General features: G+C 43.2%; 17 protein-coding genes. 9 read left to right on the forward strand and 8 right to left on the reverse strand.

Annotated elements, in window-relative coordinates; all coding sequences use genetic code 11:
- The first annotated feature begins 67 nt into the window (after window positions 1–67).
- A complete protein-coding gene (locus tag GZH31_RS15795; RefSeq protein WP_065979461.1) occupies window positions 68–2,818 on the forward strand; it encodes an ExeM/NucH family extracellular endonuclease in 2,751 nt (916 codons plus the stop codon).
- Between the two features lie 43 nt (window positions 2,819–2,861).
- Here GZH31_RS15795 and GZH31_RS15800 read toward each other — a convergent pair whose 3' ends face one another.
- The 7 genes from GZH31_RS15800 to GZH31_RS15830 all read right to left on the reverse strand — a co-directional run bounded on the left by GZH31_RS15800 (window position 2,862) and on the right by GZH31_RS15830 (window position 10,652).
- Window positions 2,862–3,281, reverse strand: coding sequence for a hypothetical protein (locus GZH31_RS15800; protein ID WP_036973553.1), 420 nt, complete (start codon window positions 3,279–3,281; stop codon window positions 2,862–2,864).
- 401 nt (window positions 3,282–3,682) lie between these two features.
- Window positions 3,683–5,770 carry an elongation factor G gene (gene fusA, locus GZH31_RS15805; RefSeq protein ID WP_118844741.1) on the reverse strand — a complete coding sequence of 696 codons (2,088 nt, stop codon included), beginning with the start codon at window positions 5,768–5,770 and terminating at the stop codon, window positions 3,683–3,685.
- Window positions 5,771–5,996: 226 nt separating this feature from the next.
- A complete protein-coding gene (locus GZH31_RS15810; RefSeq protein WP_074989499.1) occupies window positions 5,997–6,656 on the reverse strand; it encodes a 3-oxoacid CoA-transferase subunit B in 660 nt (219 codons plus the stop codon).
- An 11-nt stretch (window positions 6,657–6,667) separates the two neighbouring features.
- Window positions 6,668–7,375: a CoA transferase subunit A gene (locus tag GZH31_RS15815; protein ID WP_118844742.1), complete on the reverse strand. Its 708-nt coding sequence runs from the start codon at window positions 7,373–7,375 to the stop codon at window positions 6,668–6,670.
- A 9-nt stretch (window positions 7,376–7,384) separates the two neighbouring features.
- A complete protein-coding gene (locus tag GZH31_RS15820) occupies window positions 7,385–8,146 on the reverse strand; it encodes a 3-hydroxybutyrate dehydrogenase (protein ID WP_036973558.1) in 762 nt (253 codons plus the stop codon).
- Window positions 8,147–8,150: 4 nt separating this feature from the next.
- On the reverse strand, window positions 8,151–9,341 hold the full coding sequence (locus GZH31_RS15825; protein ID WP_036973560.1) for a homoserine O-acetyltransferase: 1,191 nt from the start codon (window positions 9,339–9,341) through the stop codon (window positions 8,151–8,153).
- Between the two features lie 9 nt (window positions 9,342–9,350).
- Window positions 9,351–10,652, reverse strand: coding sequence for a GntP family permease (locus GZH31_RS15830; RefSeq protein WP_036973562.1), 1,302 nt, complete (start codon window positions 10,650–10,652; stop codon window positions 9,351–9,353).
- A 294-nt stretch (window positions 10,653–10,946) separates the two neighbouring features.
- Here GZH31_RS15830 and GZH31_RS15835 point away from each other — a divergent pair, with 294 nt between their 5' ends.
- The 8 genes from GZH31_RS15835 (at window position 10,947) to GZH31_RS15870 (ending at window position 23,076) form a co-directional block, all read left to right on the forward strand.
- On the forward strand, window positions 10,947–13,238 hold the full coding sequence (locus tag GZH31_RS15835; protein ID WP_036973565.1) for a TonB-dependent receptor: 2,292 nt from the start codon (window positions 10,947–10,949) through the stop codon (window positions 13,236–13,238).
- Window positions 13,239–13,338: 100 nt separating this feature from the next.
- A complete protein-coding gene (locus GZH31_RS15840; RefSeq protein WP_036973567.1) occupies window positions 13,339–14,001 on the forward strand; it encodes a response regulator transcription factor in 663 nt (220 codons plus the stop codon).
- Between the two features lie 216 nt (window positions 14,002–14,217).
- Entirely contained in the window at window positions 14,218–15,702 is a 1,485-nt protein-coding gene (locus GZH31_RS15845; RefSeq protein WP_230236575.1) for a serine hydrolase domain-containing protein, read from the forward strand.
- A 161-nt stretch (window positions 15,703–15,863) separates the two neighbouring features.
- The gene (locus GZH31_RS15850; RefSeq protein ID WP_036973572.1) at window positions 15,864–17,141 is read left to right on the forward strand and encodes an HlyD family secretion protein; all 1,278 of its coding nucleotides are present in this window, start codon (window positions 15,864–15,866) and stop codon (window positions 17,139–17,141) included.
- Window positions 17,138–17,893, forward strand: coding sequence for an ABC transporter ATP-binding protein (locus GZH31_RS15855; protein WP_036973573.1), 756 nt, complete (start codon window positions 17,138–17,140; stop codon window positions 17,891–17,893). Before GZH31_RS15850 ends, GZH31_RS15855 begins: the two co-directional genes overlap by 4 nt.
- 1 nt (window position 17,894) lies before the next feature.
- On the forward strand, window positions 17,895–20,345 hold the full coding sequence (locus GZH31_RS15860; RefSeq protein WP_036973575.1) for an ABC transporter permease: 2,451 nt from the start codon (window positions 17,895–17,897) through the stop codon (window positions 20,343–20,345).
- A 64-nt stretch (window positions 20,346–20,409) separates the two neighbouring features.
- Window positions 20,410–21,786, forward strand: a complete 1,377-nt coding sequence (locus GZH31_RS15865; protein WP_118844745.1) for a sigma-54 dependent transcriptional regulator — start codon at window positions 20,410–20,412, stop codon at window positions 21,784–21,786.
- Window positions 21,787–23,076, forward strand: coding sequence for a PAS domain-containing sensor histidine kinase (locus GZH31_RS15870; protein WP_180311235.1), 1,290 nt, complete (start codon window positions 21,787–21,789; stop codon window positions 23,074–23,076).
- On the opposite strand, the gene GZH31_RS15875 is transcribed toward GZH31_RS15870, so the two are convergent.
- Window positions 23,069–23,587, reverse strand: a complete 519-nt coding sequence (locus GZH31_RS15875) for a DUF2569 domain-containing protein (protein ID WP_118844747.1) — start codon at window positions 23,585–23,587, stop codon at window positions 23,069–23,071. The two genes, GZH31_RS15870 and GZH31_RS15875, sit on opposite strands and share 8 nt — an antisense overlap.
- Between the last annotated feature and the right edge of the window lie 27 nt (window positions 23,588–23,614).

Genomic DNA, 23,614 nt, shown 5'->3' on the forward strand with positions numbered 1-23,614 from the left:
CATAGATTTTCCTTAAAGTATTGTGTCCCAATTTGGGACTCTAATCATACATACACGGGAAAATATAATGATAAATACTAAATTAACGCCGCTCGCGCTTGTCATTGCAAGCCTGAGCGCGCCTGCCTCAGCCAACTTAATCATCTCAGAATACGTTGAAGGAAGCGCCAACAACAAAGCTGTTGAGCTTTACAACACGTCAAGCACTGAGTTATCACTCGATGGTTACACTATCTCATTGTATTCAAATGGAAATGGTGACTTAGCCTCTCCTAATAACAGCCTCACCTTAAGCGGTACCCTTGCTGCAAATGGCACATATGTGATTGCTAATGCAGGCGCTAGTGCAGAATTAATAGCAAAAGCAGATACAGATTCAACCATTACCTACTTTAATGGTGATGATGCGTTGGTATTAAGCAAAGACGGAGCAATTGTTGATAGCTTTGGTCAACTCGGTGTTGATCCAGGTTCAGCGTGGTCTGAGGGGGGAGTAACAACGGCTAATAAAACACTCCGTCGTAAAACGACTGTAACCACTGGCCGTACCGATGCAACGGCAGGCTTTAACCCAAGCGAAGAGTGGGAACAATTCGATCAAGACGATTTCAGCAACTTAGGCCTATATGGTGACAGCAGTGAACCAACACCTGAGCCAGAACCAGTAACACCACTTGTGTGTGGCGCAGAAAAAACCTTAATCAGCGCCATTCAAGGTGAAGGGGGTGATAGCCCACTTATTAACACTGAAGTAGAAGTTGAAGGCGTAGTCACTGCTGACTTCCAAGGTGATGATCAACTTAAAGGTTTCTTCATCGGCTCACTTGCGGCTGATATCGATGCAAACCCACTTACCTCTGAAGGCGTATTCGTTTATTTCGCTGATACTGATGTGACTGTTGGTGACCACGTACGTGTTAAAGGCAGCGTGGCTGAATACTACAGCGCAACACAACTGGGTGATGTTAGCCAAGTAGAAATTTGTGCGACAGGTTTAACTACCGACGCTACGGCTATCACCTTGCCAGTTGCTGACGTTGCAGACCTTGAAGCTTACGAAGGTATGCTCGTTACCCTCTCTCAACCACTTGTCGTTAATAACAACTATGGCCTTGGCCGCTACGGCGAAGTTGACTTAGGTACTGAGCGTTTATACCAAGGCACGCAAGTTGCGCTCCCAGGTGATGCTGCGAATGCAATTGAAGCTGAAAACCTGAAGAAGCAAATCTTAATTGATGATGGTTCAACCAAACAAAACCGTGATCCAATTGCTTATCCTGGCACGGGCCTCGATGCTTATAATACTCTGCGTTTAGGCGATACAGTAAATTCTATCACCGGTGTAATGGGTTACAGCTTTGACCGTTACCGTATTCACCCGACTGTGCAACCTAGTTTTACAGCAACAAATCCACGTGCAGACGCTCCTGAGCTGGCCGAAGGTGCAGATTTACGTGTTGCTAGTTTCAATGTACTGAACTACTTCAATGGTGATGGCCAAGGTGCAGGTTTCCCTACTAGCCGCGGTGCAGACAGTGAAGAAGAGTTTATTCGTCAACAAGCGAAAATCGTCAGTGCAATCACTGCAATTCAGGCAGATGTGATTGGCTTAATGGAAATCGAAAACGATGGCTTTGGTGAAAATAGCGCTATCGCCAGCCTAGTCGCAGCACTCAATGATGAAGACGTAAACAACAGTTATGCTTTTGTTGACTTTAACGTCCCACAAGTAGGCACTGACGCGATTACAACGGCAATTATCTATCGTGCAAATAAAGTAACCGAGGTTGGCACAGCCGCGCATACTACGGTTGCACCATTTGATTACAGTAATCGTCCGCCAATTGCACAAAGTTTTAAATCGCTAGAAACAGAAGAGGTTTTCACTGTTGCTGTTGCGCATTTAAAATCAAAAGGTGGCTGTGGCAGTGCCGAAGGCAATAATGCAGATTTAGGCGATGGCCAAGCATGTTGGAATGAAATTCGAGTTGCGGGTGCCAATGCCTATGCAGATTGGTTAGCCACTCATCCTACGGGTGTCGCAGATGACGATGTCATTTTGGTTGGCGATATGAACGCTTATGCCATGGAAGACCCTATCCGTGCATTTGCAGACAAAGGCCTTAAGAGTGCTGTTACAGAGTTAGATGGTAACACATTAGGTTATTCTTATAGCTTCTCTGGTCGTATTGGTAGCCTTGATCATGCATTAGTATCTGAATCACTGCTTGGTAAAGTAGTTGCAGCGACAGATTGGCATATCAATGCCGATGAGCCAATTAGCTTAGACTATAATCTTGAATACAAGTCATCAACTCAACAAGCAAGCCTCTATGCAGACAATGCTTATCGAGCATCGGATCATGACCCAGTCATCATTGATATTAAATCAGAGCCAGCACCAGAGCCTATTCCTGAGCCACAAGCCCCAGTGATAAGCCCAGAGCAAGCTTTTGAAGTACTTGAAAATAGCGCGATTGGTACTGTCATTGGCCAACTTGAATTCAGCGATGCTGATGCTGAGTATACGCCTGTTGTAAAATTCATTGTTTCTGGTGAAAACGCAGATGCGATATCAATCGACGCACTCGGTCAAATCAGCCTTACGAAAGAACTTGATTATGAGTTCGAAAATAAACTAACACTTATGATCCGCGCTGAAGATAGCGCAGGTAACTTATCGGAAGCGCAACTACTTTACATCAATGTGAAAAATGATGAAGCTGACGATGAAGACGAAGACGATTCTGGCTCATTTGGCTGGCTGAGTTTACTTGCTTTACCTTTCGTGGCTGTACGCCGCCGCTTTAAAGCATAAACATTAAAAAGGCCGCAATTGCGGCCTTTATTCATCCTGCGATTTAAGCCTTACACTCTACATGTGCCTTAAATGTACTAGAGCCTTTGTTTACTTTATACAACTTCGTAATTGCTAATTGCTGCTCTTCATTAATTTGCCAATTACTAAAATGGTATTTTTCACCATTCTCAAGGCTAATCTTAAACACCGTAAGAAAGGCCACTTTCTTAAACTCAATGGCTTTAATCTCTTCAGCATTTATATAACGCTTACCAAAACCACGAGAATAGCAAATGCCTGCTTTGTAGCAGTGTAAAAAACGGATCTGCAAAAAGTTTAATACCGTGATAAACAGTAAAACTGGCAAAATAAACATCAGTAATGACGTACCAATAATGTTAACACTAAATGCAACAAGACTAGCCAGCACTAACTTGCTTCCCTGTACGGTCCAATTTGGACTTAACTTAATCGTTTTCATGAGAATATATCTTTAATTTTTAATAAAAATAAGCAGGACTTTTAATACAAAATGATTAACTAATCATTCGCAAGGCAATTCTACACCGTTCAAAAAAGGTACACAAGGTACAGAATAAGACTTTTAGACTAGAACAAAATGATTAATTCACAACTTACTAAAAAGCATAGCTTTTTAGATTAAAAATAAATTTGTACAAAAATCATGCACATCAAACCACTTAGTACTTATTTGGTAATTATGAAAATAAAACCAATACTAAAAGTCGTGATCATATTGGGAACATTAATAAAGAAGCACTGAATAGAAGATTAATTTAGATGTGTTATTTGTAATCGTGCTTGGCGGGCAATAAAAAACCCGCAACAAGTGCGGGTTTTTTTAAGAAGTTAAAAGGCTAATTACTTAGCAGCTTTTTTCTCTTTTTCTGCAGCGATTACAGTTTCAGCTACGTTTTGTGGACATGGTGCGTAGTGTGAGAACTCCATAGAGAACTGACCACGACCAGACGTAATAGTACGTAAGTGACCGATGTAACCGAACATTTCAGAAAGTGGTACTTCACCCTTGATGCGAACGCCCATTGCGCCTGCTTCTTGGTCTTTGATCATACCACGACGACGGTTAAGGTCACCGATTACGTCACCTACGTTGTCTTCTGGTGTGAACACGTCAACTTTCATGATTGGCTCAAGAAGTTGTGCACCCGCTTTAGGGATAGACTGACGGAAAGCGCCTTTAGCAGCGATTTCGAACGCGATTGCTGATGAGTCAACTGCGTGGAAAGCACCGTCGAAAAGTTCTACTTCAACGTCTAATACTGGGAAGCCAGCTAGAACACCTTCATCCATCATAGACTTAAAGCCTTTCTCAACTGCAGGCCAGAATTCCTTAGGAACGTTACCACCAACAACTGAAGACGTGAATGTGAAACCTGAGTTAGGCTCACCTGGCTTGATGCGGTAATCAATTTTACCGAATTGACCAGAACCACCAGATTGTTTCTTGTGCGTGTAGCTATCTTCGATTTCTTTCGTGATAGTTTCACGGTAAGCAACCTGAGGTTGACCAACAACTAGGTCTACGCCGTAAGTACGCTTAAGGATATCTACTTTGATATCTAAGTGAAGCTCACCCATACCTTTAAGGATGGTTTCGCCTGAATCTTCGTCAGTTTCAACTTGGAATGAAGGATCTTCTGCAACCATCTTACCGATCGCGATACCCATCTTCTCGTTACCGCCTTTGTCTTTAGGCGCAACAGCGATTGAGATAACTGGATCAGGGAAGATCATCGCTTCAAGTGTACATTCGTGCTTAGGATCACAAAGCGTGTGACCAGTTTGAACGTTCTTCATACCAACAACAGCGATGATGTCACCCGCTTGCGCTTCAGAGATCTCGTTACGGTCGTTAGCTTGCATCTCAACCATACGGCCGATACGCTCAGTTTTACCTGTTGCTGAGTTAAGTACTGTGTCACCTTTTTTCATACGACCTGAGTAGATACGGATGAATGTAAGTGCACCGAAACGGTCGTCCATGATTTTGAACGCTAGCGCTTTAAGTGGCTCATCAGCAGAAACTGTTGCTACTTCACCTGTCGCTTCACCTGTTTCTGGATCAGTTAGAGGCTGTGGATCAACTTCTGTAGGCGCAGGTAGGTAATCTACAACCGCGTCTAGTACTAATTGCATACCTTTGTTTTTGAATGCAGAACCACAGAACGTTGGGAAGAACGCAAGATCACGAGTACCTTTACGGATACAACGCTTGATTTCTTCTAATGAAGGCATTTCACCTTCCATGTACGCTTCCATTAGCTCATCGTCTTGCTCAACAGCAGACTCGATTAGCATCTCATGGTATTCTTCAACTTTGTCTACCATGTCAGCTGGAACGTCTTGTACTTCGTAGTTTTCAGGAAGACCTGTCTCGTCCCAAACGTATGCTTTTTTCTCAAGTACGTCTACAACACCACAGAATTGGTCTTCGATACCGATTGGTAAAGTCATAACTAGTGGGTTAGCACCAAGTACTTTTTCTACTTGACCAACTACGCGGTAGAAGTCAGCACCCATACGGTCTAGTTTGTTTACGAAGATTACACGTGCAACTTCTGATTCGTTCGCATAACGCCAGTTAGTTTCTGACTGTGGCTCAACACCACCAGAACCACAGAATACACCGATACCACCGTCTAGTACTTTAAGTGAACGGTATACTTCTACTGTGAAGTCAACGTGTCCCGGAGTATCGATAACGTTTAAGCGGTGGCCTTTCCACTCACAAGTTACAGCTGCTGATTGGATTGTAATACCGCGCTCAGCTTCTTGTTCCATGAAGTCAGTAGTAGACTCACCGTCGTGTACCTCACCAGTCTTATGAATTTTACCCGTAAGCTTAAGGATACGCTCAGTGGTGGTAGTTTTACCCGCGTCAACGTGGGCGAAAATACCAATATTTCTGTACTTCGATAAATCTGCCATTATTTTACTCTTAATAAAGTCGAAAAATTATTCGGCGGGAGTATAGCATTACTTAAAGCGAACATCACCATAGAAGTCGCTTAAAATGCAATCAATTTTATAAAATTTTTATATGCAAAGGATAAGCGGCACTTTTTAAAGTGCCGTTAAAGTGATGTTAAGGTGCCAAGGAGTCATTTTATGTCTCCAAAAATAAAAAGAGATTCGAAATAATGCGAAAAAACGCCTAATCAAATGCCATCTCAGGAATCTCACCCGAGACAATAAGTTTGCCTTGTGTCTTTGCAATAATCTCATCAACCGAAACACCTGGGGCACGCTCTAATAAATGAAATGCACCGTCTTTAATTTCTAATAACGCTAAATCGGTGATCACTTTATTAATACAACCAACACCAGTGAGCGGTAAACTACACTCTGTTAGTAGCTTTGATTCACCGTGTTTATTGGCGTGCGTCATGGTGCAAATAATGTTTTTAGCACCGGCCACTAAATCCATTGCGCCTCCCATGCCTTTAACTAACTTTTTCGGGATCATCCAACTGGCAATGTTACCGTTTTGGTCAACTTCAAAGGCACCCAGTACCGTTAAATCAACATGCCCACCGCGGATCATGGCAAAGCTTTCTGCAGAGTTAAAAATAGCCGCCCCCGTTGCCGCAGTGACCGTTTCTTTACCGGCGTTGATCATATCGGCATCAACTTGGTCTGCGCTTGGGTAGGGCCCCATACCGAGCAAGCCATTTTCTGATTGCAGCATCACTTCGATGCCATCAGGGACATAATTCGCGACTAAGGTTGGAATACCAATGCCTAAATTAACGTAGTAACCGTCTTGTAATTCCATCGCCACGCGTTTAGCGATTTGTTCTCGTGATAATGCCATCTGCGTGCTCCTTATTGACTCTCTTGCTTAGTGGTAACTTTCTCGATGCGTTTTTCAAATTCACCTTTAATCACGCGGTCAATATAGATACCCGGTGTGTGAATTTGACTTGGCTCAAGCACCCCTGGCTCAACGATTTCTTCAACTTCAAGAACCGTAATTTTGCCCGCGGTTGCCGCCATCGGGTTAAAATTCATTGCCGTATGTCGATAAATACAATTGCCGTAACGGTCTGCTTTCCACGCTTTTACTATCGCAAAGTCACCCGTAATACTTGGCTCTAATAAATAATCGCGACCATTAATATTGCGGGTTTCTTTACCCTCAGCGACCGGTGTACCCACACCCGTCGCGGTATAAAATGCAGGAATACCCGCACCACCAGCACGCATTTTTTCAGCTAAGGTGCCTTGCGGTGTGAGCTCAACCTCAAGCTCACCGTTTAATAATTGCTGCTCAAATAACGCGTTTTCGCCGACATACGAGGCCACCATTTTGCGGATCTGCTTGTCTTCGAGCAACACACCTAAGCCAAAACCATCTACGCCGCAGTTATTCGACACCACGGTTAAATCACGCGTGCCTTGACGTTTAATTTCAGCAATTAGACCTTCGGGAATACCACATAAGCCAAAGCCGCCAGCGATGACAGTCATGCCATCTTCAAGGCCTGCCATAGCATCACTATACGTTGTTACTACTTTATCAAAACCAGCCATGGGCTCCTCCTATTGTGCTGTCCAACCGCCATCAATGGCGATTGCTTGCGCAGTAATGTTTCTTGCTGCATCCGCCATTAAAAAGCTCACGGTATGCAGTATTTCATCTAAGCCGATAAATGCCTTTTTCGGCATAGGAGCAAGCATAATGGTGTCGATCACTTGCTGCTCAGAAATGCCATGTTCTTTCGCTTGAGACGCTATTTGCTGCTCCACCAGCGGGGTTTTCACATAGGCCGGACACACCGTATTAATCGTGATGTTGGCATCGCCAGTTTCGAGTGCCATGGTTTTTGCAAAGCCAATTAAGCCATGTTTTGCGGCGATATAAGCCGACTTATACTTAGAGGCGACCATGGCATGAATTGAGCCAATGTTAATGATGCGACCAAAATCTTGCTTACGCATACGCGGCAATACCGCTTTGGTCATCATTGCCGGACCAACAAGCATTACCTGTTGTAAAAACTGCCATTTATCTGCCGGAAAGTCTTCAAGCTTGGCAACATGCTGGATACCCGCATTATTAATAAGAACATCAATCGGCTGATTTAGCTCAGTGAAAAATTGCTCTATCGCAGTGCTGTCTGCCACATTCAGTGCATAGCCTTCAGCGCTGCCGCCTTGCTCTACAATTCCTGCTGCTGCTTGCTGCGCCGCATGTTGATTTAAATCAGTGACAATAATGGTATGCCCTTGCATCGCAAGTTGCTGGGCAATATACAGCCCAATACCACTGGCAGCACCGGTAATTAAAACTGTTTTGCTCATCGGGTTACTCCTCTAAAAACTCACTGATAAGCTGCGCCTTAGGCGCAATTGAGAACAGGCCATCAAGGTGCCCCCAACCGCCTTCGATTTCAGAAAGCGTGACATCTTTACCTTGCGCTTTCATGGTTTCATACACAGCGCGCATGTTTTCAGGGCGTAGCAATAAGTCGTTACTTGCAGGAAGCAGTAAGGTTTTTGCAGATACGTTTTTAAGTGCACTGGTTAAATCACTTTGCATACCCGCCGTAAATAATTGTGATGCCCGGACCAAATACAATACATGGTTCGCATCTTGAGTTTGCGCACGCGCCATTGCACGCTGTGCAAGCACTTGGTTTAATTTAGGCAAAGTGCGAATGTCTTTTAATGCCCCGTCATCTAGAACGTTAAAATCTGGGAAACTGGCATTGTAAATAATCGGGTGCATTGCATCTTGAGTGATATTGAGCATGGTTGCAGCAAGCCCCTCTAACGGGCGCTCTTTGCCATAGTAATTACCTTGTTGCCAATTTTTATCAAGGCGAATTGGTAAAGCCCATTTTTCAAGTGCTGCGACAGTCCATGCGTCCATCGTTGCCGCACCAATAACATGAATTAAACGCTCTACTTTATCGGGGTAACGTGTTGCCCATTCAAGCGCTTGAAACGAGCCCATAGATGCGCCCATTACTGCATGTAATTTATTAATGCCTAGGCTGTCTAATAAACGCTTTTGCACATTAACAAAGTCAGTGATTGTCACAACAGGAAAATCCAAACCATAGGGTTTACCCGTTTTTGGGTTAATCGATGCTGGACCTGTGGTGATCACATTAGAATCGTGCCAATTCGCATTCACTAAGGTGTCTGAACTGATCACAAAATATTTATTAGTATCAATCGCCTTACCTGGGCCGATGATCGCATCCCAATACCCTGGTAATGCATCATCTGCTTTATATTTACCTGCAGCATGTGAGGTACCCGAAAAATAATGGGTAATTAAAATCACATTATCTTTGTTGGCATTTAATTTACCGTAACTTTCCCAACCAATATCGACTTTAGGTAAAGTCACGCCAGAGACAGTGGTAAAGTCCTTTGTCGTAAAATGCTGTTTTTCTACCAGCATTGTCTGAGGTGGTGTGTTATCAGCAGCAAACGCTGTGCAACTAAATACAACCAACCATAGCAACATTATTAATTTAGTTTTCATTGCTGTTCCTTAAAATAAAATAAAGAGTCCAAGTGCCAATGCCACACCTATGAGCGGAATAACCGCTGTTAGCGCTGCCATTGACCAATAAGCGCGTTGATGCGTTTCTTTACAGATAGCGCGTATGGTCGTTACCACATAGCCATTATGCGGCAAGGTGTCGAGTGCGCCCGAGCTAATTGCCACCACACGGTGTAGTTGCTCTGGGTTCACACCCATATCTAAATACCCAGGTGCGACAAGGGGTAATGCAATGGCTTGCCCGCCAGAAGCCGAACCAGTTAAACCCGCAATGACACTCACGGCAACCGCAGCCCCTACAAGTTCATTACCAGGCATATGCGTCATTACATCCACAGCAGCAGTAAACGCAGGTGACACCTTAGCCACCGCACCAAAACCAACAACTGCTGCGGTATTACCAATGGCGACCAATGCCCCGGTTGTGCCCACATTAATGGCATTCCCCATATCGTGAAAATGCTTAAAGTTAATAATCACAATACTTAACACCCCTCCCAGCAACGCAACGATCAATGCTGTTTGCTGTAACACATCGTGTAAAGTAAATGATAAAAGCAGTACCACAATCAAAGGGATCACACCCGTAATTGGGTGCGGGCGACGGCGTTCAATTATTACCGGGTCGTCATCACGCGCTTCAAAAGTTTCGCCATTAGCCACCGCTTTTTTGATCATTTTGTTTAACCAAAAATACCCTGCTATAGCCATGAAAATAGCCACCACTAAACTCACTTCCCATGCAGCATAAGGCGAGGTACCTAAGTGCTTCACGGGGATCCAGTTTTGGATTTCAGGTGAACCAGCCGAGGTCATGGTAAAGGTCACTGAGCCAAATGCGAGGGTCGCTGGAATAAAACGGCGCGGTAAATTGGCATCTTTAAACAAACTAAGTGCCATTGGGTAGACAGAAAACGCTACGATAAACACGCTAACGCCACCATACGTTAATACAGCACACGCAATCACCACAGCAAGCACCGCGTGCTTCATGCCTAGTTTACCCACAATATAACTTGCCACACTGTCTGCCGCACCCGTGTCTTCCATAAACTTACCGAATAAAGATCCCAGCAAGAACATAAAGAACCACGCACTTAAGAAACCAGCAAAGCCGTCCATATAGGCATTGATAAAGTTTGAGTCAGCCGACACAGGAAAAATAGCCATGCCACTACTGAGTGCGACAAGTAGCGCACAGATTGGCGCGGCAATAAATAAATTTACCCCACGCAACGTTAAAATGATCAGCAGTATTAAACCGCCTAACAGTCCTATCATGCTCAGCATAGACATTCCTATAATTATTGTTATTAAACAGATGAGGTGACATCGGAATAATGCATTCAGTCTTACCTTAAGCGCCAAAAAAAGACATAACACTAAGGTACTATCTGCTTTAAAAATAGCTTAAAAGCTTGATAAATAAAGGCCTATAGCGGGTATAGCACTATGGTACTAATTCATTTTTCGCAACTATCTTCTACATTAACTGACAGGTGACACGGGCAAATATTATGAGTCTTAGGCAACATCATCGTGAGTGGCCACAAGACAAATGACAACAATAACAAGGAATACAACATGATAAAGCTTAACCCAAAAGTCGCGCCACTTACTCTGGCAGTCTCCCTTGCTTTAGCAGGTGTGAATGCGCAAGCAGCTGATCAAGCAGAACCTGCAGCCAAGAAAGGTGAACTTGAACGCATTCAGGTAACAGCGCGTAAAACCGTTGAAAACCTACAAGAAGTACCTGTTGCAGTGACCTCAATTGGTGCTGAAGAGCTGGCTGAAAATGGCATATCAGTGATGACCGAAGTTCAGCAGTTTTCACCTAACACCACACTACAAGCAAGCCGTGGTACTAACTCAACCATTACTGCATTTATTCGTGGCGTAGGTCAGCAAGATCCACTGTGGGGCTATGAGCCTGGTGTCGGTATCTATATTGACGACGTCTATTTAGCGCGTCCACAAGGTGCGGTACTCGACCTACTAGACGTACAACAAATCGAAGTACTTCGTGGTCCACAAGGGACGCTGTATGGTAAAAATACCATTGGTGGCGCAATTAAGTATGTCACCAAAGAAATGAGCGGCGATGCCATGTTAAATGTGCAGGGCACAGTGGGTAGCTACAACCAAAAGGACCTTAAAATCACAGGTCAACTGCCTATTGTTGACGAAAAACTGTATGTGGGCTTTGGGTTTGCTACATTAAACCGTGATGGCTTTGGTGAGTTTTTAACCTCAGCACTTGATAACCAAGACCGCGAAAACTACAACAAAGATGTCACTGCAGCTCGTGTTACATTAGAATACACACCAACAGATGACTTATTCTTCCGCTTAGCGTGGGATAAAACAGAAGATAAATCGAACGCCAAAGGCGGCTACCGTTTACTACCAAGCTTACTCACGGATGCGCCAGTCCCCGACAGCGTATACGACTCATACACCAGCTTACCAACATGGAATAAAGTAGAGCTTGAGGGTTACAGCTTAACTGCACGTTGGGATATGAGCGACCGCACCAGTGTTAAATACATCGGTTCGAGCCGTGAAAGTTATTCACCAACCAATATTGACTTTGATAACACCTCACTGCCTATTTTTGACGTACCGGCTATTTACGATGACGAACAAACGACACACGAAATTCAACTAAACCATCAAGGCGATAACTACAAGTTGGTGTCAGGCCTTTACTATTACGATGGTGAGTCATGTGGTCAATTTGAGGCTATTTTAGGTGTGTTAGGTCAAAGCTTAGGCGCTGCGGGATTAACGCGTGAAGTAAGCGGCTGTAGTAATTCAAATAGTAAAGCAGCCTATATACAAGGCTCGATTGATTTGAGTGAAAAATGGTCAATGACATTAGGTGCGCGCTACACCAAAGACAGCAAAGAGGCCATTGTTAACAACGGCCTTGTATTTGACATTGTTTATCCTGAATCAGACTGGATCCCAGGTTATGTGCGCCCAGAAGGCCAGCTAGTCCCTACCGTACTTGATGATGAAGAAGAGTGGTCACGCTTTACACCTCGTGCAGGTGTTGAGTACCAATACTCAAACGACATTATGTTCTTCGCAAGTTATGCGCAAGGCTTTAAATCAGGCACATTCAACCCGCGTGCAACAACCGCAGAGCCAGCTGCACGACCAGAAATTGTTGATTCTTTCGAAATGGGTATGAAGAGCGAATGGAACAATAACTTACGTGCAAACGTCACCGTATTTACCCTTGATCATAAAGACCGCCAATATATTTCTGTACTACCGGGCGACAGTGCAGCTGATTTAAACCAACGTTTAGGTAACATTGGTGAATCTAAATCAGACGGTATTGAGCTTGAACTTAATTACGTAGCAACAGAATCACTCAGCTTTGATGCCTCAGTCGGTTATATCGACAGTAGCTTCGACAATGTTATTGATTACAATCCTGAAACAGGTGAAGCATTTGACAAGTCAGACCGCTTTAGCGTTTCAAATACGCCTGATTTAACCTTTAATTTAGGTGCAACATACCGTATGTACACTGAAATGGGTGACTTTGTCGTCAATGGTAATTACTACTACCGTGGTGATTATGCACTGTTCGAAGAAGACAGCCTATTAACGCAAGATGCTTACGGTATCTTCAACATGGGTGTGACATGGTACAGCACTGATGGTCATTGGACGGCGGGTCTTTACGGTAAAAACTTAACCGACGAAGAGTACATGATTGGGGGTTACCAATTCGTAGCACCTGATCCGAGCGACCCTACCGATACTAGCAAATACACCCCAGGTTTAGGGGGTGATAATACGCTAATCGGTTACTACGGCGACCCTCGCACTGTCGCTTTCACCGTAGGTTACCGTTTCTAAATCCTTGTGTGAGAAAGGTTTGCCTGATACTTCCCCTCAGGCAAACCTTGTTTCCAACTGTAAAATCACTTATAACATAACGCATTGGAGAATCGAGGGAATGTCTTTAGCTGTGAACACCATAATCGCCGATGATCATCCGTTATTTAGAAGTGCACTTCGTCAAGCGGCCGCAACATCTGTGCCTGAAGAACACATAAAAGAAACCAGTGATATTGATGGCTTATTTACATTATTAGCCGCTCACCCAGAAATTGAGCTGATTTTTTTAGATCTCACCATTCCTGGTGCAAATGGTCTGCAAGCCCTGTCGCAATTGCGTAATCACTACCCCGATATTTTAGTCATTATGGTCTCAGCCAATGAAACACCCGCCATTATTAAACAAGCAATGAGCCTAGGTGCAGCTGGCTATATTCCTAAGTCATCGTCTCTTGATGTGATCAGCGAAGCAATTAGTCATGTGCTAAATGGCGATACGTGGTTACCTCCTGAAGTTGATTTAACCGATGTGGTAATCAATGATGAGCAGAGTGAGTTTGCTCGTAACCTTGAAAAACTCACCCCACAACAATACCGCGTGCTGGCGATGATTGCCGATGGTTTACTCAATAAACAAATTGCTTTTGAAATGTCGATTCAAGAAACCACCATTAAACAGCATGTATCAGCCATTTTACGCAAACTCAATGTGTATAACCGTACTCAGGCAGGTATTTTATTTAATCAGCTTTCGCAGGTTGGTAAAATAGAAGACAACTAAAATAGAAGACAACGAGTACTGTACTAAACCCACATTAATAAACCACAGCAATAAACGCGACTCCCGTTTTTATTTAAAATTCCCATTAGTGGGAATTTACCTTCCGCATTAAAAACAAAAAACTATATATTTTAATAACTTAAACCTTGGCACACTCCTCGCTTATGTGTTCGTAAAAAGCATATACCGATAAAAATGAACGCTAAGGATAATCACGTGTACTCAACAAGCAAAAAGCTTAGACAAAAACTCATACTACAAACCATCACCTTTCTTACCATCACATTCAGTGCTTTTTCTGTGCATGCAGACGAACTCGACCAATGGATCGTTGAGTTAATGCAAAAAAGAAATATCCCAGGGTTGCAGCTAGCTGTCGTGCAAAATAATAAAATAACCAAAACTGCCAACTATGGCACTGCAAATATTGAAGATAATATTGCCGTTGATTCAACTACTTTATTTGCTATTAACTCAGTCACCAAAGCGTTTGTCGGCGTAGCCCTAATGCAACTGGTTGAGCAAAAGAAACTAATCCTTGATGCGCCTATTTCCACTTACCTACCAGACCTCCCTAAACAGTGGCACCCAATCACAACAAGGCAACTAATGAGCCACACGTCTGGTTTACCTGAGATTTTAAAAGATGGCATTGGTAATTTAATCTCCGATCAAGGCCCTGATCACGCGTGGCAACGAGTACAAACTATGCCATTAGAATTTAATACAGGTACTCGTTTTAAATATAACCAAACAAATTACGTTATTGTCGGTCAGCTTATTAACAAACTCTCAGGCATGCCTTTTCAGGAATTTATTCAAAAAAACCAGTTACAACAGGCCGAAATGAACAGAACAATTGAAGCAGGCTTTAACAACCTCAATAACGTCGTAAAACACTCAGCGAGACGATACGAAAACCAAGGCAATGACCTTTTAAACTCTAGAGAAGCGATTTTTTCTCCTCTATTGCAAACAGCCGCGGGCATGGCTTCTACAGCAACTGAGCTGGCACATTGGCTAATTGCATTACAAACAAATCAATTAATGGGGGCTGATAGTGTGCGCAAAATGTGGACCCCTACTCGTTTATTAAATGGCAATACGCAAGGGTTTAACCAACGTTTAAATGGCTATAGCCTCGGCTGGCCTGTAATGGCGAGAGAAGAACACCCTGCGATAGCTGCTGTAGGTGGCGATAGAGCAGGTGTGTTTGTTTACCCTGAAGATAATATGTCAATCGTCATTTTAACCAACTTAATTGGCGCACTTCCCTCGCAGTTTGTTGATGAAATTGCCGGTTTTTATATCCCTGAAATGAAACGTGAGAATGGCTTTGGTTTAAGCAAAAATCTTAAAAAACTATGGCAAGTACTTGAAGTTCAAGGCTATGAAAATGCAATTGAAGCAGCACACATATTGAGCCAAAAAGAGCACATCCAATTTGATGAAAAAAATATTAACCAGTGGGGCTATTCACTTATCAATCAAGATAAGCTCAATGAAGCATTAGCCATTTTTAAACTCAACACACACCTTTTCCCAAATAGCTACAATACCTTTGATAGCTTGGCAGAAGCTTACTGGTATTTGGGTTACCACAAACACGCAATCGCCAACTATAATCATGTGCTTACGCTACAACCTGATAACGCGCATGCGAAAAAGCAACTGGCTAAGCTTGCAAAATTAAATCAATAAACGCCGTTTTTATACGCTGTCCCACTTTTGATTTATTAATCCCGGAAGTGGGAATTTCCGCATTCACAAAAACATAAAAATCCATATAATTCATAAATTTAAATATTGGCATGTTCCTCGCTATTGTATTTATTAATTAAAAACACAATGAAACATAGCCAATGGATTTAGATAGCACCTTAAAACCTAGCAATAAGCCAAGTCAGCGTAAAAAGTTGATCATTGGCGTCTTAATTATAAGCACGTTGCTTGTAATGTGGTTGGTCAAATCATGGCTCGCCCCCACGACGCTCTTGGCCAAGCAACTGCAAATCGCCACCGTTAAAAAAGCCGATTTTATAGTGAAGATACGCGGTTTTGGTCGTTTAAAACCCAAATTCCAACGCTATTTAACCAATACCGATACTGCCATGGTCGAGGCTATCCATGTTTACCCTGGCACCTTAGTGACTAAAGACACGGTTATACTCAGCTTAATAAACCCGCAACAAGCACAACGTTTATCGGTTGCACGATTAGAACTCGCCCGCCAAAAAGCCAGTGTCAATGAGCAACAAATTAACCAGCAAAGTGAACTACTTGAACGCCAAGCTAACCTCGCGATTTTAAAAAGTGAATTACAAAGTGCAGAGCTTAGAGCCGATGCCGAAAGCAAATTAGTTGAGCAAGGTATTGTTTCAAGCTTAGATTACAAACGCAGTTTACTCAGTGTCGCACAACTAACCGAACGCGTTAACATCGAAAAGCAACGCCTTATGCAACTAAAAGAAATGCACCTACAGCGCGATAAAATTCAGCAAGAGTTATTAAGCCAATTTGAGCTGAATTATCAGGTAGAACAACACGCATTTGATGAACTGCAAATCAAAGCTGGTATCGATGGCATGCTGCAAGAGCTCAATGTAGAACTTGGACAAAACCTCATGCCGGGCACCCGCCTTGCTGTTGTGGGTTCAAATAAAGCACTCAAAGCTGAGCTCAGTGTACAGCAAGCCGATGCAGAAAAAGTGGCACTTAATATGACAGCTAAAGTAAACACCTTTAGCCAAGCGGGTCAGGGAGAAGTAAGCGCTAAAGTGACCCGAATTGACCCTATCGTGACCGACGGTCGCGTGATCATAGAACTTGATTTAGAAGGGACGCTGCCTGCCAATGCTCGACCCGACTTAAGCATCGAAGGCTATGTAGTGAGTAATATCATCCCCGATGCATTAACCATTAATGTACCGCAAAGAGCAACGGCGCACAGCCATGCCACTCTTTTTAAACTCAATCCAAGTACTCAGTTAGCAGCGCCAATTAATATCGAATTTGGTACACTCAGTGACAACCAAATTCAACTTTTGAGCGGCGCCACTGAGGGCGAACAGCTGATCATTTCAGATCTTTCTAAATGGCAGCATTTGGCAACAATAAAAATCGAACAGGACAGTTTATGAAAACCAATACGCTTATCTCATTAAACAATATCGCCAAAGTCTATCGCGGCCAAAATGTTGAAACCTATGCATTAAAAAACATCAGTCTGAACATTAATCAAGGTGACTATATTTGCATTAGCGGCCCCTCTGGCTGTGGTAAATCAACGCTGCTTTCACTACTGGGCTTGCTTGATAGCCCTACAGGTGGCGACTATTTCATTAAAGATGTCGACACTAAAACCCTCGATATGGATAAACAAGCAGAGTTGAGAAATCTACATATTGGCTTTATTTTTCAGTCGTTTAATTTAATTGATGAACTATCTGTATTCGATAACGTTGCACTACCTCTCACCTATAGAGAGCCCGCAATGAGCCAAAACGACATTGAAGCGGCAGTAAAGCAAGCACTCGATGAAGTAGAAATGGGCCACCGTGCTCAGCATAAACCCAATCAATTATCGGGTGGTCAACAGCAGCGCATTGCTATCGCCCGTGCGCTGGCTGGTAAACCCAGCATTCTATTAGTGGATGAGCCAACGGGTAACTTAGACTCAAAAAATGGTGATGCGGTTATGGACTTGCTCGATGAGCTAAATAAAAAAGGCACCACGATTTGCATGGTTACCCACGACTTACGTTACGCAGGACGTGCCAAAACCCAGCTAAAACTACTCGATGGCGAAATTATTTCCTACTCAGAGGCGCGTCAAGCCTCAGATCACTTAGCAGCCACTGAACACAATGAAGAAAGTGCAGAGGTGATCTAACATGAAACTAACCAAAATACGCACTCAATTGAGTTTAGCGTGGGCATCTCTAATGAATGCTCCCGGCTTTGTAACGGCGGTTATCGCAACATTGGCACTCACCCTCGCCACCTTGTTTGTGGTACTCAGTTTAGTAAACAGCTACTTTTTAAAGCCACTAGATGTCTACGATGAAAATCGCATGGTGGTCGTTGAACAATCCCTTACTTATGATGACTACGACGCCACCGGCTTTCAAAGCTATCAGTCGATGGTGCATTGGCTCAAGCATAATCAAAGCTTCGAGCAAAGTATGATGATCAATGCTGGCGAGGAAATCTTTGCCAACCTCGATGGCCAACCAAAAGAACCGGTACTTTATGTGGGCGGCAATTATTTTGACTTGTTGCACACCCCATTCATACTAGGGCAAGGTTTTGACCTTGGCGAAACACTAGAAACACCCGACGATCGCGTAGTGATTTCAGCCAACTTTTGGCGCAAGCATTACAGCAGCGATCCGAATATTATTGGTAAGACACTCTCAGTAATGGCCGGTAAAACCGATTATGTTCACCGTATCGTGGGGGTTGTTGATGATTCATTTAGCCCACCTTATATGTTTAAAGCAAGTGATGTTGAAGTGTGGTTTCCATCAAGCGCCGACCGTCGTTTTTTTCACAATGAAGACTGGCAAAGCCCGTGGACAAACACCTTTAAAAACTTAAAGCTAATTGCCGTTTTAAAACCCGGCGTAACAATTGAGCAAGTTAAAGTCGACTTAAAACAACAAATTGACACCATAAAATCAGAATGGCTCAACAATGGCGGCATTACCGATGTAAAACCCGAAGTAACCGCCTATCGCGACGTTGAATTAGGCAAAAATGATGACTTAAGCTTAATGATGCTTGCAGGAGCCGTGGGCTTATTAATCATTGCGGTGCTGAACGTCAGTACTTTATTTTTCTCGCGTGCGCTGGCGCAACATAAAACCCTCGCTTTGCAAGCAGTGCTCGGTGCTAAACGAAAAACCTTGTTTAATAGCATATTCTTACAGTCACTGATTCTAATGACTTTGTCGGTCAGTATTGCACTGTTTTTAGCAGTCTGGGGCATTCGCTTATTTAAAGTATTGGCCGAAGGGCGTTTACCCTTGGTTAATAGCCTTGCTGTTGATAGTACACTGGTGATCGTTGCAGTGCTTTTATGTATTGCACTTGCCACTATTTTCTCACTGATAACAGCGCGTTTAGTGAATTACAAAACCCTAAACACGCAAATGCAGAACAGTGGTAAAGGCGGGGTATCACAAGTATCTGGCCGTACGGTACGCATTTTAATTGGCTCACAAATGTTTGTTGCCGCTCTACTCGTTAGCTTTTCGGTAATGGTTGTAAGCAAAGCCCTCGGTACGATTAACCGCCCTTTAGGCAGTGACACTGAGAACCTCTATTTTGCCAACCTGTTCCAGCCAAATAATCAAATGTCATTGGCTGAGCGCTACGAACACATGCTGCAATACAAGCAAGTTTTACTTAATAGCGAAGGCATTGAAGATGTGGCTCTCGGTCACAGCCCGGTGTCGCCAAGACAAAACGCCAATACCCTGACTGATGTTAATGGTAAAAGCTCAATTTTCTTCCCAAGTCAGTGGGTGGGGCCTGATTACTTTGCTTTAGTTAACACGCAAATTCTTGCGGGGCGCACTTTTACTGAGCAAGCAATACGCGGTGAAACCAACGAGATACTGGTGTCACAAAGCGTGGCAGAAAACTTATTACCCGATCAAGATTATCGCAATATTATTGGTAAATCTTATCAAGGCCTGGAAGAAAAAATGTTTGAAGTGGTCGGCGTAACCGAAGACTTTAATCACCCAAAATACTACGACGAGTCGTTTGGCCGTCATATTTGGTGGCCGGCCCAGCCGTATAGCTATATGTTCACAATTAAAGCCTCTGAAGGCGTCAAGCTGACCAATAAACAAATACTTAATACACTAAAAGAAAAGAACAGCGACTTAACCATGTGGCAGTTTAATGACTTACAACACGAGTATGACAATTTACTGTATATGAGCCGACTAACTGTGGTTCTGTGTAGTACCTTAGCGCTATTTACTCTATTATTAGCGGCAATCGGTATTTTTGGGGTACTGAGCTACAACCTTGGTCTGCGCCGTTATGAATTCGGTATACGCATGGCTTTAGGTGCTAAAAAAGCACGTTTATTCAAACTGATGAGTGTTGAAGCGATTATCCCTGTTTTAATTGGTTTTAGTGTCGCGTTGGCTGCTGTGATTGCTGGTTTTTACTTATTACAAGGGCAGCTAATGTCTTGGCTGGTACTTGATGTAAGGCTGCAATTACTCGCTTGGAGCATTACCTTATGTATTGCCCTATTCGCTTGCTTTAGGCCTTTGGTTTTACTGCTTAAAGCAAAACCTATGGCTGCACTGCGTAACGATTAACAGCACAAAACGGTGGCTTAAGTGCTAACTTAAGCCACATCAACAGGACAAAAAGAAAAACATCATGGACAAAATCTTAGTCATTGACGATCAAGCTGATGTGCGTCTGGCTGCAACCGTTGCATTACAACAACTCGGCTTACAATGCCTTGAAGCGGAAGGCCCTGAACACGCTTTTGACGTGTTGAAATCAGAACATATTAGCTTAATTTTACTCGACATGAACTACAAACTCGACACCACATCGGGTGAGGAAGGACTGCGTTTTTTAAAGCAACTAAATACGTTAGGTTCAACCATTCCCGTGATCGTAATGACGGCGTGGGCAAGCATTGATGTCGCCGTTAAAGCCATGCAATTAGGCGCGGTCGATTTTGTCGAAAAGCCATGGAATAATTTGCGCTTAACAGCGGTGGTGCAACAGCAGTTAAAACTAAAACAAAGCCACCATGATAATGCCTGCTTAAAAGCACTTACCAATAACACACACGCTAGCTATATAGCCCATTCTGAGGTAATGCAACAACTACTCGCCAAAGCAGAGCGCGCCGCAAAAACCGATGCCAGTATTTTAATTACCGGCGAAAATGGCACAGGCAAAAGTTTACTGGCCAATTATATCCACCAGCATTCTATACGCAGTGACAAACGCTATGTAAGCGTAAATATAGGCGCCATTGCGCCATCACTCTTTGAAAGCGAATTATTTGGCCATAAAAAAGGGGCGTTTACTGACGCCAAAGAAGATCGCTTAGGGCGTTTTGAAATTGCCGAAGGGGGCACTTTATTTCTTGATGAGATAGCCACTTTGAGCCTTGAACTACAAAGCAAAATGCTGCGCGTGCTCGAAAGCAAAGAATTTGAGGTATTAGGTTCAAGCCAGACCAGAACAGCCGATGTTCGGATTATTTCGGCAACCAACTCAGAACTTGCAACGGCGATTGAGCAAGGTGAATTCCGCCGTGATTTACTGTTTAGACTCAACACCATTGAGCTACATATTCCTGCGCTTCGCGACAGAAAAGCGGATATTGCCCCCTTAGCGGAGCATTTATTACTCACTCATGGTAAAAAATACCAACGTTCAAATATGTCGCTAAGTAACTCAGCCATCGAGGCATTAGAACAATACAGTTGGCCGGGTAATATTCGTGAACTGAGCCACTGCATTGAACGTGCTGTGATCATGAGTGACAACATCAATATTCAAGCAAGCGATCTCATTTTAGATCAACCTAGCTGCGAGCAACCTATTAACAGTGCAGATAAAACGCTGCCCTTATTGCCTCTTGAAGAGCTTGAAAAACAGATGATTCAAAAAGCGCTGCTGCAATTTAATGGCAATGTGATTGCTGCTGGCGAATTTTTAGGGTTAAGTAAATCAGCTATTTATCGTCGCATTGATAAACACCAACTTGACCTAAAAGAAGTAGATCGTTAAATGGGTGCAAAGCTGTCGTTAGAGAAGCGTGTAAAACGTTATTATTCTGTGGTGTTAATTGCTCTATTCACACTGGGCATCGCACTCACATTGAGCCTAAAGCTCGACTGGTTCGCCAGCATTAGTCTACTGCTGCCTTTTATTGGCGTAAGCGCATTCGCATTAATTAAAAGCTACCGTCTGATCACCGATGTCGTAGAGCGTTTTGGTTTACAGCTTGACGCACTCGCCAACGACGAGAGCAATAGCTGGCATTTAGCTTTTTATGAAAGTGGCCGAGTTGCCTCACTCAAAAACGACTTTGCTAAGCTGAGCGATAAAATAGCGAAAAACAAACGCCACTATATGCAAACCGAAGAGTTTGTATTTGAGTTTGCGAGCATGCTAGATTTACCCATTGTGATATTAGACCCACATAGCTTGGTATATTTTAGCAACCGTGCTTTTTTAAACAGTATACAAAATAGCAATATAGAAGGTAAAACTGCCAGTGAGCTGGGGTTAACACTTCAAGACGGGCAATGGCAGCAGCAAAAAAGCGCCCCCTTTACACAGCGCTTTCAGATAGCCTCTCAAACTTTTTGGCGGGCTGGCAGAAGCTTTGAATTACTGACCTTTTTTTCTATCGAGAAACAACTTCGCGAAAACGAGCAGCTTGTCTGGCAGCGCCTCATTCGGGTATTAAATCACGAAGTTCGTAACTCCCTCACCCCGATTTATTCAATGAGCCAATCGCTGCAAACCATGAAGCGTCAGGGACAAATAAGCAATCACGATGATCTTGCTCAAGATATGCTGCAAGTCATCGAAAAACGCGCCCAGCACTTGTTAGACTTTGTGAGCAGTTACAGCGCCTTTGCAAAACTACCACCTGCAAACAAACAACCGATAAGCAACGAGCAATTAAATACGCGTTTAACAGCTATCTTCCCTGAACTCGTTATAAATAGCAGCGAAAAGCTGCATTTTAGTGCCGATTTAGGGCAACTCGAACAAGCCTTAATCAACCTGATAAAAAATGCATTTGAAGCAGGTAGCAATTCTGCTCCTAGCCTCACTTGGTCAAGACAAGGTGATAACTTAAATATTGAAATTAGCGACCAAGGTTGTGGCATTCAAAACCCCGACAACCTATTTGTGCCATTTTACTCAACCAAAGCTAACGGCACAGGCATAGGACTGATAATCACCCGCGAACTAATACGCAATCAAGGTGGCGAGCTTACTTTAACGTCGCAGCCAGCGCACGGAACGCAAGCAAAAGTGAGCGTGCCCTGCAGCACTATTTAACAAATGTTGCTTTAACACGCTGAGATAAAAGCATATAGGGGCCCCAAATTAAGGCTTGAATAACTCCCCTTATCAGCATAGTTTTCATTTCACTATCAAAAATGGTGACACTCGGCACAAGTAAGCTCACAACAAAAGCATCAAGCACTATAAATGCGAGGCCGCCGAGTAAAATAGCTAAATACCAGCTAACAAATGCTTTTTTATGCTTAAAGAACAACACAATCAAATAAAGTGATGCAAAAAATAATGTAACATTAAAGAGTATCTCAATAATTAAAAGAGGCTCCCACAACGGGTGATACATATCACCAAATTGTGAGGTTAATCTTTGCCACATATCAGTAGTAAAGATAGGTTTAAATATGTTGATACTTTCATAAAAAACCCGAAGTGGGCTGATAACCACTCCAATAGCAACCAGAATCAGCCAACCTTTTATACCGACTAAATCCTTATCTCCTTGAACATCGGCTGTTTGAGTCGCGCTTTGTTGTTTAACCTCTTCCATGACATCTCCTTTTTATTATTTTTTCAC

The organism is Pseudoalteromonas sp. JSTW, from assembly GCF_013423925.1.
GTDB lineage: Bacteria > Pseudomonadota > Gammaproteobacteria > Enterobacterales > Alteromonadaceae > Pseudoalteromonas > Pseudoalteromonas lipolytica.